We start from the raw sequence: 14,072 nt of genomic DNA, 5'->3' as shown, positions 1-14,072 counted from the left end.
GGCGCAAGCCAAAACGCGACGCGTTCAAGCCACCGCGCGGCGCGGACGCATGACAAAAACGGCAAAACAGACCAGCATCAACGCCGCTGCCAATCCGAACGGTGCACCTGGCAGATACAGTCCGTCTCCGCTTGTGAACATCCAGAACACCTGTGTCATCACCAGCGGCGACAGGATCATTGCAACCGCCTTGCTGGACGCGATCACCCCCTGCAGCTCGCCTTGCTGATCGTCACTTGCGATGCGGCTCATCATGCCTTGTACCGCTGGCGTCACGACCGCACCCAAGGCGGTGATCGGGGTGAAAGCCAATGCCACCCAGCCGCTGGACAGAAGCATCAGCACCGTGAAAGCGAAGAAGTTGAACAGAAACCCGTAGATGACCGTGTTTCGATCTCCAAAGCGCGGAATGATCCAGCGGATGATCCCGCCTTGCACAATCGCCATCGACACCCCGAATGAGGCCAGCGACAGGCCCACCATTGCGGGCGACCAGCCAAAGCGCTCTTGCGTGAAGAATGCCCAAGTGGCGGGATAAACGATGAAGGCGAACTCGTAGAGAAAGACCAAAAGCAGCAATCGTGCGACCCCCGGCAACCGCCCCAGTGCCTGGAACGCGCCGAACGGGTTCGCGCGTGACCAGTCGAAGGGGCGTCGAATGCGGTTCGTGACGGTTTCGGGCATCACGAAATAGCCAAAGATCAGGTTGGCCGTCGCCAATGCTGCCGCTGCATAAAACGGCGCGCGATGGCCGAACTCCGACAACAGCCCGCCGATCATCGGCCCAAAGATGAACCCCATCCCGAACGCCGCGCCGATCAGCCCGAAATTCTGCGCTTTCTTTTCGGGCGGAGAGATATCGGCAATAAACGCTCCCGCCGTTGATTGCGTGGCTGCTGTTATGCCGCCTACCACACGGGTCAAAAACAGCAGCCAAATGGTGCCAGCCACAGCCATCACCAGATAGTCTACCGCCATAACCGCCAGCGATATCAAAAGGATAGGTCTGCGCCCGTAGCGGTCTGACAGCGATCCCAGCGTCGGTCCAAACAAGAACTGCATCACCGCAAAAGTCGTCGCCAACACGCCGCCCCAGACGGCGGCCTCTCCCAGATCGCCGCCATTCACATCGCGGATCAGGTCCGGCATCACCGGCAGGATCAACCCGATCCCCATCGCGTCCAGCACCAGCGTGATGAGGATAAAGGTAAACGGCAAACGTGTGGAGGGCGTCTCGGTCGTCATTCCGCGACCCTAAAACCGCCATGCACCGACGCAAAGGCCGAATAAACCGCCCGGTTCAGATATGCCCAATCTCTTTCAAAAATGTCACAAGATGTGCGGTGAACCCATCCGGATCATCCAGCGGCGACAGATGCCCGGCTTCTTTCATCAACGCAAACCGCGACCCCGGTATCAAATCGCTGGTTTCACGCACCAGATCCGGCGGGGTAGAGCGATCCTTGCTCCCTGCAATCCCAAGGGCCGGGAGGCGCAACCCGCTGGTTGGTGTGTAAAAATCGGTCCCCGCAATCGCGTGACATACGCCTGCATAGCCAACCGGGTCGCAGCGCATCAGCCATTCTTCCACACCTGCATCACGACACTGCCAACGCTCCAAGGTGGCTTCCCGAACAGCCTCCATCCCGCCCTCAAGAACCGCCGCCGCCCGGTCCTCCCAAGGCCTCGGCTGGCCGAATTTCGCGGCCGTATTCGCCAGCACCAGCCCGCGCACCAGATCAAGCCGCTTCACCGCCAACCCTTGCGCAATCATCCCGCCAACGGATAACCCCACGACCACCGCATCGCGCAGTTCCAGTCGTTCCATCGCGGCCTCTGCATCGGACACCAGCGCGCCCATTCGGTAGGGCCCCTCGGGTACCGCACTCGCCCCGTGTCCGCGTAAACCCATCACGCCCGCAGACACGCCGTCAGGCAGCCGATCAATCACCCCGTCCCAAATCTGGTGATCCAGCCCCAGACAATGGAGGAAGAAAACCGGCGCGCCGCTCCCCTTCTTTTGTCCAAAAATACCTGAATCCGACGGTAACAAAGCTCACTCCACCAACCGCACATGCGCCATGATTTGCCCGTGGTCCGAAGCGAGCTTGTTATACGGCGCTTCCGGATGCGACCCATCGGTCAGATGATCATTAAAGCAGCTGAAATACTCCATATCGCCAATGCGCCCCGAGAAATCCGGATGGAAATGCCGCGATAGGAAAATCTGGTCGATGGATTCGAAAACGCCACCAAACGCCGCTGTATAAACCATATCTCTCAACGACTTGCGTACGAACAGCTTCTCTGCCGAGTGCAGCTGCACCGCTTCAATCGCCTCGGTAATCTGCAAACTCTCTTCGTCGGAATACCGATCATTCCGGCTTTGCGCATCATGCCGCCGCATCCACGCATAGTTCTTGAAGGGCCGCTCTCCGCTGATGATTTCCGAGCTGACAGCATGCTCGCCATCGTTGAAATCGCCCAACACCATGACCGGCGCGCCGGTCGCCAACTCGTCCAGAATGGCTTTGCGCAGCACCCACGCCTCCGCCATCCGCCGGAGCGCCGCGCGCAGCGATCCCATGGCGCGGCCGGCTGGGTCGTAGTTCACCAAATCCGTCTCCGGCGCGACGCCACCCACACGCTGGTACTCCCCCAGCTTTGACTTCAAATGGCAGTTGAAAACCGTCACTACACGTCGGCCAACCGGCACGCGCACTTTCAAAACAGGGCGCGACAGCCGACTGATCCGATAGGACCCGCCATCCCCTCCGCCCAGATCGGAAAACGGAATCTCCAGCGGCTCCGGCAGCACCTGAATGACTTCCGGCGCTCCAACAAACCCAAAGCGCGACACCACCGCAACGCCGGGGCGCCGTTGTCCCGGTGCGCCATCATTTGCATTCGGTGCGAAGGCCAACGCGGCATCGGTGTAAGGCCGATAGGCCAGCTTCCGAAAAATCGCCTTGCGGTGGTAACGCTTGTTTCGATCAGGGATCACAGCCTCATTCGCCTCAGCCCCGCGTCGGTCGGCCTCTGCGATCACGGTTTCCAACGCCTCTTGCTCAAAGATTTCCTGAAAGCAGACGATGTCGGCATCCAGCGTCAAAAGCTGATCTGCCAACCAATCCTCTTTCCAGGCATATTCCTCGGGCGTGTATTCCTCGAAGCGGTAGTATTCCTTGCCCGCTCCGATCAGGTTCTTGACGTTGAAACTGGCAATCGTGAACTCGGTCATACCTTGTCTCCATACTCATTCAGAGCGCGCTGAAACATGGGTGCGTCGACATTTCCGCCCGAAGCGGTGCAGATCACTGCGTCCCCCTCAATCTCATCGCCATAAAAGAGCGCACCCGCCAAGGCCGACGCGCCGCCCGGTTCCAGCACCAGTTTCAGATGGGCAAACGCATAGGCCATCGCGTGCAAGCACTCCGCATCGGTCACGATGATTCCGGGCCCGCATAAACGGTGCAGGATCGGAAATGTGATCTCTCCGGGTTGGGGCGAGATGATCGCATCGCAGATCGACCCGCTCATGGTCGCGTTTATCTCGCGCTGCCCCGAGACCAGCGACCGCGCCACATCGTCGAACCCTTCCGGCTCGACCGGGCGCACGCGCATCTCTGGTGCCTCAGCCTCCAGCGCCAGGGCGATACCTGATGTAAAACCGCCCCCGCCACAACACACCAGAACCTCGCCCGAGGTCACCCCCGCATCGCGGGCTTGATCCGCGATCTCCAGGCCCGTTGTGCCTTGTCCCGCGATCACCTGGGCGTTGTCAAACGGCTCGATCATGGTTAGCCCACGTGCGTCCGCGAGGGTCCGCCCGATGGCTTTGCGATCCTCGGTTGCGCGGTCATACAACACGACCTCTGCGCCCAAGGCCCGCGTCGCGTCGATCTTGGTGTTCGGTGCGTCTGAGGGCATCACGATCACTGCTGTCACCCCATGCTCTCGTGCAGCCAAAGCCACGCCTTGGGCGTGGTTTCCCGACGAAAACGCGATCACCCCTGCTTTGCGCTGGGCCTCGTCCAGCGCCGACACTGCCGACCAACCACCGCGAAACTTGAAAGACCCGGTGTGCTGCAAGTTCTCGGCCTTCAGGAAAAGCCGCCGACCCGCGATCTCGTCCAGACAAGGTGCGCTCAGCAGAGGCGTGCACCGTGCATGCCCCTCCAGCCGCTTTTGCGCGGCACGGATCATCTCGATATTCATTGCATTGCCTCAATCCACTGACGCAAGGCCGCGACGGACTCAGGCTCGTCCAGAAAGGGGATATGCGCACGGTCGGGCACAACGGCTGCGATCATATCGGGCCGACGCCTTTGCATTTCGGCGAGTGTTTGTGCACTCAGCAGATCGGAGTTTGCGCCCCGGATCGCGCAAAGGGGCAGCCCGTCGAACGCATCGAAAAATGGCCATAGGTCCGGTGCTGGCGGCGCGCCCGCTTCCAGCACTGCGTCGCGCAGCTTTGGGTCATAGCGGATCACCAATCCGTCCTCGGTCTCGCGAAATTGCTTGCGCATTTCCTCCAGCCAGCGGCCCTCTGGGACGTTGGCAAAGCCTGGCATGGTCTCGCGGATGGCTGCCGCCTCAGCATGTGTCTGCTGCGGAGGATTGTGACCGATGTAAGTCTTGATGACCTCCAAACCCGCAGGGTTCAACTCCGGGCCGATGTCATTCAATGCAACGCCCAGCAACCGATCTTTGACCGTGGCCGCGAGCGCCATCGAGATCAGCCCACCGCGTGAAGTTCCAAGGATGGCAGCGCGCTTTAATCCAAGGTGGCCCATCAGTTCAACACAGTCACGGCCTTCAATCGGGATCGCATATGTCAAATAATCATCGGCCCAATCCGATTGCCCGCGCCCGCGATAATCCAGCCGGATCAGGCGCACATCGCTCAGATGGGGTGCGACGTAGTCAAAATCAGACCCGTTCCGTGTGAGCCCTGCCAAACAGATCATGGGCAAGCCCGCACCCTCATCCGTGTAGTGCAATGACAGCCCGTCCGAAGTGGTGAAACGCGGCATCTAGAGGCTCCTCGCGAGGTTGGGAATTGTGCGGAGATCGGACAAGATCTGAGCTGGTATGCCGGGCAAGCGGTCCGTTGGAAGCCCTGCACGGTTCACCCAGACGGTCTGGAACCCGTAGGCAGCGGCCCCTGCCGCATCCCATCCGTTGGAGGACACAAAAAGCACCTCGTCCCGTGCGCACCCAAAACGCGCTTCGACCATATCGTAAACGCGCGCGTCGGGTTTGAAGACACCCACAGTCTCGACACTCAGAACCGCGTCCAGAAGGCCTTCAAGCCCGGCACTTTCCACAGCGCCGCTTAACATGTTCGGCGATCCGTTGGAGAGAATCGCGGTGCTGAAGCCCGCCGCTTTCAGATCGGCAAGCATATCCGGGACCTCGGCATAGGCGGAAAGCTCCCAATAGAGCGCCAAAAGCCGTTCGCGCAACGCTGGATCTGCCAGGCCTGTCGCCTCCATTGCCCAATCCAGACCGTCTTGGGTGACTTGCCAGAAATCCGTGTGATCGCCGGTGATCGCGCGCAGCCACGTATATTGCAGTTGTTTGTCACGCCAATGAGCCGCCAGCGCCTGCCAGCAATCGCGCAAGGCGGCATGTCCCGGCTCTTCGGCGGCCTCACGTGCTGCGGCGGTGACGTCAAACAGCGTCCCGTAAGCGTCAAAAATGCAGGTCGTTATGGTCATGGTTGTTCCTTTGGTCTGGGCAGACCAAAACTCTTTTGAAGAGTTTTGCAAAGAGTTTTGCTGAAAACTCTTTTGCGGCGCGCGCTTGATTCACATCAATGTTGAAAGCCGGGCTGCGGCCTAGCGTTGGGCTGACTTTGCAAATGGGAGAGCGCGAATGTCCAACACACCTCACGAACTGGCCGAAGAATTTCCCGACAAGATCGAGGCCATGCAAAGCCTCAAGGAAAGCGATGCGCATTTTGCCAAGCTCGCAGATGAGTATCATGAGGTGAACCGTGCCATTCATCGGGCGGAAACCAATGTTGAGCCGATGGATCGATTTGCCGAAGAAGATCTTCGAAAACAACGCATGCGCCTGAAAGACGAAATTGCGCGGATGCTGGCCTGACGCAAGACGCCCGGAAATCTGCTATACTGGTTCCATTATCTGAGAACGGATGGGAGGCCAGAACAGATGTCCGAGACACATGGAACAGTGCATTGGAGCGAGTTGATGACCCGCGACGTGCCGAAGGCGCTGGAGTATTACGGCGCAGTTTGCGGGTGGCGGTTCGACAGGATGCCCATGCCCGAAGGTGACTATCACATCGGTATGGTCGGTGATCGGCCGGTGGCCGGCATCGTGGATATGAGCATGATGGATGAGGGGACGCCGCCTCATTGGTTGACCTATATGGCGGTCGATGACGCGGACAAGGCCGTGGCTCAGACCCGCGAGGCGGGTGGTCAGATTTACCGCGATTGCTTTGATGTTCAGGGTGTGGGCCGGATCGCGATTGTTGCGGATCCGACAGGGGCCGCCGTCGGGGTCATCACGCCCAGCGATGAGCCCATGGAGTAGGGTGTTCTTCGGTATTTAGAGACAAAAGAAGTCTAGAGGTTTTCCGGCTGCGGCATTCCGAGCACATGATAGCCACCGTCCACGCGGATGATCTCTCCGGTCGTGCAAGCGCCGTGGTCTGACGCGAGATAAAGCGCGGTGCCGCCAACAGCCTCAAGCGTTGCATTGGCGCGCAGGGGCGCGTTTTGTTCGGTTTGCCGATAGGTCTTGCGTGCGCCGCCGATCGCGGCACCGGCCAGCGTTTTCATCGGTCCGGGTGAGATGGCATTGACGCGGATACCGTCTGGGCCAAGGTCATTGGCCAGATAGCGCACGGTGGATTCAAGCGCAGCTTTGGCGACGCCCATGACGTTGTAGAATGGGGTTACGCGGTTGGAGCCTTGATAGGTCAGTGTCAGGATGGTGCCGCCGTCTGTCATCAGCGGATGTGCGCGGCGGGTGACTTCGATCAGGGAGTAGCAGCTGATCTCGAGCGAGGTTTTGAAATTCTCGCGCGAAGTGTTCACGAAGCGCCCTGTCAGCTCATTTTTGTCTGAAAACGCAATTGCGTGGACGACGAAGTCGAGCTTGCCCCATTTGTCTTTGAGCGTGGCGAACGCGGTGTCCAGAGACGCGTCATCTGTCACATCCACATCGACCAGAATGTCCGAACCAACCGAGGCAGCCAGCGGCTCTACCCGCTTGCCGAACGCCTCGCCCTGATAAGTGAAGGCCAGTTCTGCGCCCGCGTTGGCCATAGCTTTGGCGATGCCCCACGCAATCGAGCGCTCGTTGGCGACGCCCATAATCAGGCCGCGCTTGCCCTTCATCAAATCCGACATGTCTACGTTATCCGTGATATTTGCTCATAACCAATGTGGCGTTTGTGCCGCCGAAGCCAAAGCTGTTCGACAGCACCGTGTCGAGGGTCACGCCTTCGCGCAGTTCTGTTACGATCTCGTCTTTGTGCAAGGCCGGGTCCAGTTCGGTCACATTGGCCGAGGCGGCGATGAAATCGTTTTCCATCATGATCAGTGAATAGATCGCCTCATGCACGCCGGTGGCGCCCAGCGAATGCCCGGTCAGCGATTTGGTCGATGCGATGGGCGGCGTGCTGCCTTCGCCAAAGACGCGGCGCACGGCTTCCACTTCGGTCACATCCCCTGCAGGGGTCGAGGTGCCATGGGCGTTGATGTAATCCACCTTGCGGTCGCCCAGATCGGCAATCGCCACACGCATGGAACGTTCACCGCCTTCGCCGGAGGGTGCGACCATATCATGCCCGTCCGAGGTCGCGCCGTAGCCCGTCACCTCGGCGTAGATCTTCGCGCCACGGGCCTTGGCATGCTCCAGCTCTTCGAGAACAACCATGCCGCCACCACCGCCAATCACGAAGCCATCGCGGGTTGCATCAAAGGGGCGGGAGGCCGTTTCGGGTGTATCGTTATACTTGCTGCTCATCGCGCCCATGGCGTCGAAGAGGCACGACAAAGTCCAATCGACTTCTTCGCCACCACCGGCAAAGACCACGTCTTGTTTACCCAGCTGGATCTGCTCAACCGCGTTGCCGATGCAATGGGCTGATGTAGAACAAGCCGAGGTGATCGAATAATTGATGCCCTTGATCTTGAAAGGCGTCGCCAGACACGCACTGACGGTCGACGACATGCCGCGGGTGACCATGAACGGCCCCATCCGCTTGGGCGCACCTTTCTCGACCACGATGTTATGCGCGGCGAAAAGATTGCTGGTCGATGGCCCGCCCGAGCCTGCAATCAGGCCGGTACGCTCGTTGGAGACCTCATGCGGCTCAAGCCCGCTATCGGCCACCGCCTGCTCCATCGCCAAATAGGCGTAAGACGCGGTTGGCCCTTGAAAGCGCAGCTGTCGCTTGTCGATATGCTCGGCCAGATCAATCTGCGGGATGCCAGCGATCTGGCTGCGAAAGCCGCGCTCTGCATATTCAGGCTCTGCGGCGATGCCCGATTTGCCCGCACGCAGAGAGGCCTCAACTTCGGCCACAGTGTTTCCGATGGGCGAGATAACCCCCATCCCGGTGATGACAACGCGACGCATAAGCGGCTCCTTACATCAGGATTCTGCGGTGGCGAGACCCACCTTCATGTCTTTGACAGCATAGATCACCTCACCATCGGCTTCCACACGTCCATCCGCAACGCCCATCTTCAAGCGGCGGTCAATGACGCGCGTGAAATCGACATAATAGGTAATCATTTTGCGATCCGGTTTCACCATTCCGGTCAGCTTCACTTCGCCGACACCAAGAGCAAACCCCTGACCCTGCCAGCCGCGCCAGCCCAGATTGAAACCGGTCAGTTGCCACAAACCGTCCAGGCCCAAACAGCCGGGCATTACCGGGTTGCCGGGGAAGTGGCACGAAAAGAACCAAAGGTCAGGATGAATATCAAACTCGGCAACGATATGGCCTTTTCCATGCGCGCCACCATCGGCGGAGACATCGGTGATCCGGTCCATCATCAGCATGGGTGGTTCGGGCAATTGCGCATTCCCTGGGCCAAACAATTCGCCCCGTGCGCATTTCAGCAGATCGTCCTTGTCGAAACTCGTCGGATATTGGGCCATTCAGCCACGCCCCTTTGTCGCATTTCCCGTTCCGCAGCCCCTTAGCATCGCGCGTGAACCACTGGCAAGTGCGCCGCAATCTGGCAGGCGCATACAGATGCGACTGAATATCATTTGAAATCCGGCCCCCGGACCCCCTATATTAAGCAGGTGAGGCAATGGACCAAGGCAATGACCCAGGACGCAACAACTCGTGGAACCGACTGGCTGACCACCGCCAATGTGCGCCCAACGCGACAGCGCGTGTCATTGGCGACCCTTCTGGTGGGCGATGGCAAAAACCGCCATGTCACTGCCGAAAGCCTCTATGAAGCGTGCAGTTCTGCTGGCGAACGGGTTTCGCTGGCAACGGTGTACAACACGTTGCGCACCTTTTGTGATGCCGGTTTAATGCGTGAAATAACGGTCGATGGCTCGAAAAGCTACTTTGACACCAACATGTCAGATCACCCGCATTTCTATTGGGAAGACGACAACACCCTCAGTGACGCCCCTGCCGCCGAGCTTGAGATCGCGTCCCTCCCTGACGCCCCAGAAGGCGCCGAGATTTCGAAGGTCGACGTGGTCATTCGCCTGCGCCGCAAGTAACACGCGGCCCTTTTCGCTTTTTCAAAATATCCCCGCCGGAGGCAGAACTGATTCTGTCTGAAAAGGCAGAAACAGATCAATCACGTCCGCCGAAGGCGGTCTTTCTGGCAAATTGAAGACGATAGCGCGCCTAGAACCATTGGCCGGGTTCCATCAGCCCCAAATCCAGCAATTGCTGCGAGTGCCATTCGAACGGCGTGGAGTTGTGCCAGCGGAAGGTCTCAATATCAAAGGTGCTGCCGGGGTTCAGCTTTAGCGCCTTTGCGGTGCGAAATGACGCCAGTGCTGCGGTCGGGCTGTGATGCCATGGGCAGGCATAGGTATTGTATTCCTCGTCATTGAACGTGTGATCTGAAAAGATCTTCAGTCCCGGTTTGGCGCGAAAAAGCGCCACACGGTCGATCCGGCGTCGCGGCGCCGGGATATGTTCTTCGAACCGCCAGCGCAGCCCACCGAAGAAATCCATCTGACGGTCTTTGTCGTTGTTCCACTTGTCCTTGCGGTTCAGCGCGTAATAACCCGACCGGTCCATATGGGCGTCTTCGATACTGACGGCATTGGGGTGCCGCCCCAGATCGCCGGCATAAAGATCAACGACATAGGTCAGCACCGTATCGCGCCGCTCTTCTGTGACGAAGGCAATCATTTCCGATACCGTGCGGCTCTCGCTAAAGGGATGAAACAGGTACTCCGCGTTAAAACAGTAATAGAGCCAGATATCCCCTGCCGCCGCGATCACCTGATTGATCAGCGTCTCCATCGAGCGTTCGATAGTGTGGTTATAGGGGATGACATGCAGGTTCTCGATCAGATCTTCCGGCACCTCAACTTCAGGCTGCGCAAAAACGCAGACCTGTTTAAAGCCGCAATCGCCGTGATGGCGGATTGTGCTGTCCAATTCAGCGGAATCCTCGGCCAGGATCAACGCGACGGGTCCCTTGGCCAGCACGGTCTTGGCCTCGGCCAGAAAGGATTTCAAATCGGAATACTGCATACACGGCCTGCCTTCTTTTGCCCAAAATCGGCCATGCCGCATCGCATTGCAAGTGGGCGCTGCCCTGAGATAGACACGAGCGCGAAACAAAGGGTGCGATCATGGCCGACGCAAAGAAGCTCTATATCAAGACCTATGGCTGTCAGATGAATGTCTATGACAGTGAACGCATGGCGGAAACGCTGGGTGGGCAGGGTTATGTCGAGACGAAAACGCCCGATGATGCGGATATGATCCTGCTCAACACCTGCCATATCCGCGAGAAGGCGGCCGAGAAGATTTATTCCGAGCTGGGTCGCTATAAAGGTCTCAAGGCCGATAAGCCTGATCTGAAGATCGGCGTGGCCGGTTGCGTGGCCCAGGCTGAGGGCGAAGAGATCATGCGCCGTCAGCCGATGGTCGATCTGGTCGTCGGCCCGCAAAGCTATCACCGCCTGCCCGCCATGGAAGAGGCTGTCGCCAAGGGCGGTAAAGCGCTCGACACCGATTTTCCCGAAGAAGACAAGTTCGAGCATCTCAAATCGCGCCCCAAAGCCAAGCGCGGGCCAACCGCGTTTCTGACCGTGCAGGAAGGCTGCGATAAGTTTTGCGCGTTTTGCGTTGTCCCCTACACCCGTGGGGCCGAGGTCTCCCGCCCGGTGGAGCGGATCCTGACCGAGGCGCGCGATCTGGTGGAGCGCGGCGTGCGCGAGATCACCCTGCTGGGCCAGAACGTAAACGCGTATCATGGGGCAGGTCCGGACGGGGACATGACGCTGGCGCAGCTGATCTGGGCGCTGGACGAAATCGATGGGCTGGAGCGTATCCGTTTCACGACCAGCCATCCCAATGACATGGATGATGCGCTGATCGAAGCCCATGGCTCTTGTTCCAAGCTGATGCCTTATCTGCATCTGCCCGTGCAATCTGGCTCGGACCGCATCCTCAAAGCGATGAACCGCAAACACACTGCCCAGGACTACCTGCGCGTGATCGAACGCATCCGTGCCGCGCGTCCTGACATTCTACTGTCAGGCGATTTTATCGTCGGCTTCCCCTGCGAGACGGATCAGGATTTCGAGGATACGATGGCGCTGGTTGAGGCTGTCGAATACGGGCAGGCCTATTCGTTCAAATACTCCACTCGCCCCGGCACGCCTGCCGCCGAAAAGCCGCAGATTGACGACGGGTTGGCGACAGAGCGTCTGCACCGCCTGCAAGAGCTGCTCTGGACCCAACAGCGCTGCATTCAGGACAACATGGTAGGCCGTGAAGTCAGTGTGCTTTTTGAAAAGCCGGGCCGTTTGGCGGGTCAGATGGGCGGCAAATCAGAATACCTCCACGCGGTGCATGTCGACGATGCGCCTGTTGAACGTGGTGACATCCGCAAGGTGAAGATCGTGGGCAGCGAAAAGAACTCGCTGCGCGGGGCAATGATCTGAGGGGTTGTCTGTAGAGCCGCCGTCAAATGTCGTCGCGTGCGACATGCGCTTTTGATGCGCTCGACGACCTAGCAAAAAGGCAAATACAGCATGATAGCATATGTCACCGTCGGTGCTGACGACATTGCCCGCGCGAAGCGGTTCTATGGAGCGTTTCTACCGGCCCTCGGTTATGGGCTGGAAGAAGGTCCAGAGGGGCTAAGCTATGTGTTGCCCGTTGCGGCGGGGCAGTCTGTGGTCCAACCGGATTTCTACGTCAAACCAACCTTTGATGGGCGGCCTGCCTCGGCTGGCAATGGCGCAATGGTCGCGTTCGAGGCGCGCAGTCAAGACCAAGTGCGTGCGCTTCACGCCGCGGCTCTCGATGCAGGTGGGTCGGACGAGGGCCAGCCGGGGTTTCGCGCGTCCTACGGACCGCAATTCTACGTTTGCTATCTTCGTGATCCTCAGGGCAATAAGATCGCCCTGTTTTCCAGTAACCCGAACGAGCCGGGGCGAGACGGATAGGGTTTTCGATAGAGGTAATGAGAACTGCTGCTCTAGCTGCAGAAAGCCGAAGGGGACGCTTAGTGAGATAGGGTGAACGGCCTGTTCTGAAGAGCATTCTGACAGACATTAACGGAAGCCCTTTTGACCTAATCAAGTGGCAATTCTTGCCGTTACGGCAGGGTGCATTAAAAAATGCGCCGTTAAACTCGTCTTTGTTTCGATTTCGGACACAATATCTGGTAAATAAATCTTCACAATTACGCTAAATTTGCTAGGGTCACCGAAATGGTGTGAGTGTTCGGTATTGCAGATATCCTCGCACGTTTGGGACAACAGCAGAGGATGAGGGCTGTGAGAAAACAAATCGCGAAAGCAGCAGCAGGGGCACTCAGCGCAATTGCCTTGTCGATTGTAGGGCTGGTGGCGACACCCGCGCCGGTTGCCGCAGATGGGCACGGCTATAGTGGCTATGTCAGCAACACGCCGCGCGTCGGAAACGCAACGACTGGCACCCGGACCCGCACCGTGATTGGTGAGCGCTATGTGCCGACGATCTGGGTTGATCCCGATGGATGCGAGCATTGGGTGATGGATGACGGTGCCGAGGGTTACATGACCCCGCATGTCACCCGTCAGGGTATCCCGGTCTGCCGCCGTGGCAATGTCTGTGGTGTGATGAATTCGGACCAGTTCTTCGCCACTGACAGCCACCACATCACGCGTAACGGCAAGCAGCGTTTGCAGGAGTTCTTCCAGTCCTCCAGCGCCAGCGCGTTTGTAATCTCGGGTCACACCGACAGCCGTGCCTCTGATGCTTACAACATGCGCCTGTCGCTGAATCGCGCCAACAGCGTGGCCCGCGTAGGTCAAAGCGTTGGTGCCCGCATCGTTGATGTGCGGGGCTACGGAGAGCGGATGCCGCGTGCTTCCAATCGTTCGGCTGGCGGCATGGCCAAGAACCGCCGCGTCGAAATCATCTGCATTCGCTAAGGGATCAGGAACATGAAACTTCTCAAAGCAACATTGGTCCTGGCTCTCGGCGTCGCTGTGTCTGGCTGTGCAAACGAGCGTTTGCTCCGCGAGGGGCCGCGCAACACCATCGACAAAACGGTTGATGCAGGCCGCGACACCAAGGATCTGAGCCAACTCAAGGCCGGTGTCTGGATTGATCCGAATGGCTGTGACCACTGGATTATCGACGACGGTGTCGAGGGATATCTGTCGGCGCGTCTGGACAAATACGGCAAGCCTGTCTGCTCTGGTGCAGCCCCTCCGGGCGTGGCAACCGGGCCGTTCAAATCGGGTTCCAGCTTCCCCGACACGATCTAACGTGTCACCGAGCGATCAAAACAAAGGCCGTGGGCACCTCGCCCGCGGCCTTTTTCGTTATATTTACGTGACAATGGGTGCTCAGACCTTGCGTGTGACGC

General features: G+C 58.8%; 17 protein-coding genes. 7 read left to right on the top strand and 10 right to left on the bottom strand.

The annotated features are described in order from the left end of the window. Positions 1-24: 24 nt before the first annotated feature. The 6 genes from KUW67_RS08215 to KUW67_RS08190 are packed head-to-tail and all read right to left on the bottom strand — an operon-like array spanning position 25 to position 5,723. Positions 25-1,245 (bottom strand): TCR/Tet family MFS transporter, encoded by a 1,221-nt coding sequence (locus tag KUW67_RS08215; RefSeq protein WP_224824824.1) that lies wholly within the window; start codon positions 1,243-1,245, stop codon positions 25-27. Positions 1,246-1,300: 55 nt separating this feature from the next. Continuing rightward, a complete protein-coding gene (locus tag KUW67_RS08210; RefSeq protein WP_224824823.1) occupies positions 1,301-2,053 on the bottom strand; it encodes an alpha/beta fold hydrolase in 753 nt (250 codons plus the stop codon). Between the two features lie 3 nt (positions 2,054-2,056). Next, on the bottom strand, positions 2,057-3,241 hold the full coding sequence (locus KUW67_RS08205; RefSeq protein WP_224824822.1) for an endonuclease/exonuclease/phosphatase family protein: 1,185 nt from the start codon (positions 3,239-3,241) through the stop codon (positions 2,057-2,059). Further along, positions 3,238-4,218 (bottom strand): threonine/serine dehydratase, encoded by a 981-nt coding sequence (locus tag KUW67_RS08200; protein ID WP_224824821.1) that lies wholly within the window; start codon positions 4,216-4,218, stop codon positions 3,238-3,240. Before KUW67_RS08200 ends, KUW67_RS08205 begins: the two co-directional genes overlap by 4 nt. Next, on the bottom strand, positions 4,215-5,036 hold the full coding sequence (locus KUW67_RS08195; protein WP_224824820.1) for an alpha/beta fold hydrolase: 822 nt from the start codon (positions 5,034-5,036) through the stop codon (positions 4,215-4,217). The genes KUW67_RS08200 and KUW67_RS08195 overlap by 4 nt, the downstream gene beginning before the upstream one ends. Further along, positions 5,037-5,723 carry a haloacid dehalogenase type II gene (locus KUW67_RS08190; protein WP_224824819.1) on the bottom strand — a complete coding sequence of 229 codons (687 nt, stop codon included), beginning with the start codon at positions 5,721-5,723 and terminating at the stop codon, positions 5,037-5,039. It abuts the gene before it with no gap. A 157-nt stretch (positions 5,724-5,880) separates the two neighbouring features. Here KUW67_RS08190 and KUW67_RS08185 point away from each other — a divergent pair, with 157 nt between their 5' ends. Both KUW67_RS08185 and KUW67_RS08180 read left to right on the top strand, forming a co-directional pair. Next, positions 5,881-6,114: a YdcH family protein gene (locus KUW67_RS08185; protein ID WP_224824818.1), complete on the top strand. Its 234-nt coding sequence runs from the start codon at positions 5,881-5,883 to the stop codon at positions 6,112-6,114. A 66-nt stretch (positions 6,115-6,180) separates the two neighbouring features. After that, entirely contained in the window at positions 6,181-6,567 is a 387-nt protein-coding gene (locus KUW67_RS08180; protein WP_224824817.1) for a VOC family protein, read from the top strand. Positions 6,568-6,599: 32 nt separating this feature from the next. Here KUW67_RS08180 and KUW67_RS08175 read toward each other — a convergent pair whose 3' ends face one another. Genes KUW67_RS08175 through fabA form a run of 3 tightly spaced genes read right to left on the bottom strand, consistent with a single transcriptional unit; the run spans position 6,600 to position 9,150 of the window. Next, positions 6,600-7,388: an enoyl-ACP reductase gene (locus KUW67_RS08175; protein ID WP_224824816.1), complete on the bottom strand. Its 789-nt coding sequence runs from the start codon at positions 7,386-7,388 to the stop codon at positions 6,600-6,602. Between the two features lie 7 nt (positions 7,389-7,395). Continuing rightward, the gene (fabB, locus tag KUW67_RS08170) at positions 7,396-8,622 is read right to left on the bottom strand and encodes a beta-ketoacyl-ACP synthase I (RefSeq protein WP_224824815.1); all 1,227 of its coding nucleotides are present in this window, start codon (positions 8,620-8,622) and stop codon (positions 7,396-7,398) included. A 15-nt stretch (positions 8,623-8,637) separates the two neighbouring features. Continuing rightward, on the bottom strand, positions 8,638-9,150 hold the full coding sequence (gene fabA / locus KUW67_RS08165; RefSeq protein ID WP_224824814.1) for a bifunctional 3-hydroxydecanoyl-ACP dehydratase/trans-2-decenoyl-ACP isomerase: 513 nt from the start codon (positions 9,148-9,150) through the stop codon (positions 8,638-8,640). Between the two features lie 171 nt (positions 9,151-9,321). On the opposite strand from fabA, the gene irrA reads away from it, so the two are divergent. Next, on the top strand, positions 9,322-9,738 hold the full coding sequence (gene irrA, locus KUW67_RS08160) for an iron response transcriptional regulator IrrA (RefSeq protein ID WP_224824813.1): 417 nt from the start codon (positions 9,322-9,324) through the stop codon (positions 9,736-9,738). 130 nt (positions 9,739-9,868) lie between these two features. Here the strand turns inward: irrA and KUW67_RS08155 are convergent, their stop codons facing one another. Further along, positions 9,869-10,732: a hypothetical protein gene (locus KUW67_RS08155; RefSeq protein ID WP_224824812.1), complete on the bottom strand. Its 864-nt coding sequence runs from the start codon at positions 10,730-10,732 to the stop codon at positions 9,869-9,871. A 101-nt stretch (positions 10,733-10,833) separates the two neighbouring features. Between KUW67_RS08155 and miaB the strand changes: the two genes are divergently transcribed. The 4 genes from miaB to KUW67_RS08135 all read left to right on the top strand — a co-directional run bounded on the left by miaB (position 10,834) and on the right by KUW67_RS08135 (position 13,971). Then, complete coding sequence (gene miaB / locus KUW67_RS08150) at positions 10,834-12,153, top strand: tRNA (N6-isopentenyl adenosine(37)-C2)-methylthiotransferase MiaB (RefSeq protein WP_224824811.1); 1,320 nt, start codon at positions 10,834-10,836, stop codon at positions 12,151-12,153. 90 nt (positions 12,154-12,243) lie between these two features. Continuing rightward, a complete protein-coding gene (locus KUW67_RS08145) occupies positions 12,244-12,660 on the top strand; it encodes a VOC family protein (protein WP_224824810.1) in 417 nt (138 codons plus the stop codon). Positions 12,661-12,993: 333 nt separating this feature from the next. After that, complete coding sequence (locus KUW67_RS08140; RefSeq protein WP_224824809.1) at positions 12,994-13,632, top strand: OmpA family protein; 639 nt, start codon at positions 12,994-12,996, stop codon at positions 13,630-13,632. A 12-nt stretch (positions 13,633-13,644) separates the two neighbouring features. Continuing rightward, positions 13,645-13,971: a hypothetical protein gene (locus KUW67_RS08135; protein WP_224824808.1), complete on the top strand. Its 327-nt coding sequence runs from the start codon at positions 13,645-13,647 to the stop codon at positions 13,969-13,971. The last annotated feature ends 101 nt before the right edge of the window (positions 13,972-14,072 follow it).

The sequence above is a fragment of the Cognatishimia sp. MH4019 genome, assembly GCF_020177595.1.
Taxonomy (GTDB): domain Bacteria; phylum Pseudomonadota; class Alphaproteobacteria; order Rhodobacterales; family Rhodobacteraceae; genus JAHTBL01.
The sequence above is the reverse complement of the archived record's forward strand: the minus strand, read 5'-3'. Positions and strand labels throughout refer to the sequence as shown.

Bases quoted from the DNA above. Each gene is read 5' to 3' on its own strand.
- irrA (WP_224824813.1), top strand. From the start codon at position 9,322: ATGACCCAGGACGCAACAACTCGTGGAACCGACTGGCTGACCACCGCC.
- KUW67_RS08200 (WP_224824821.1), bottom strand. From the start codon at position 4,218: ATGAATATCGAGATGATCCGTGCCGCGCAAAAGCGGCTGGAGGGGCAT.
- miaB (WP_224824811.1), top strand. From the start codon at position 10,834: ATGGCCGACGCAAAGAAGCTCTATATCAAGACCTATGGCTGTCAGATG.
- KUW67_RS08195 (WP_224824820.1), bottom strand. From the start codon at position 5,036: ATGCCGCGTTTCACCACTTCGGACGGGCTGTCATTGCACTACACGGAT.
- KUW67_RS08190 (WP_224824819.1), bottom strand. From the start codon at position 5,723: ATGACCATAACGACCTGCATTTTTGACGCTTACGGGACGCTGTTTGAC.
- KUW67_RS08185 (WP_224824818.1), top strand. From the start codon at position 5,881: ATGTCCAACACACCTCACGAACTGGCCGAAGAATTTCCCGACAAGATC.
- KUW67_RS08205 (WP_224824822.1), bottom strand. From the start codon at position 3,241: ATGACCGAGTTCACGATTGCCAGTTTCAACGTCAAGAACCTGATCGGA.
- fabA (WP_224824814.1), bottom strand. From the start codon at position 9,150: ATGGCCCAATATCCGACGAGTTTCGACAAGGACGATCTGCTGAAATGC.
- KUW67_RS08215 (WP_224824824.1), bottom strand. From the start codon at position 1,245: ATGACGACCGAGACGCCCTCCACACGTTTGCCGTTTACCTTTATCCTC.
- KUW67_RS08145 (WP_224824810.1), top strand. From the start codon at position 12,244: ATGATAGCATATGTCACCGTCGGTGCTGACGACATTGCCCGCGCGAAG.
- KUW67_RS08155 (WP_224824812.1), bottom strand. From the start codon at position 10,732: ATGCAGTATTCCGATTTGAAATCCTTTCTGGCCGAGGCCAAGACCGTG.
- KUW67_RS08180 (WP_224824817.1), top strand. From the start codon at position 6,181: ATGTCCGAGACACATGGAACAGTGCATTGGAGCGAGTTGATGACCCGC.
- fabB (WP_224824815.1), bottom strand. From the start codon at position 8,622: ATGCGTCGCGTTGTCATCACCGGGATGGGGGTTATCTCGCCCATCGGA.
- KUW67_RS08135 (WP_224824808.1), top strand. From the start codon at position 13,645: ATGAAACTTCTCAAAGCAACATTGGTCCTGGCTCTCGGCGTCGCTGTG.
- KUW67_RS08175 (WP_224824816.1), bottom strand. From the start codon at position 7,388: ATGTCGGATTTGATGAAGGGCAAGCGCGGCCTGATTATGGGCGTCGCC.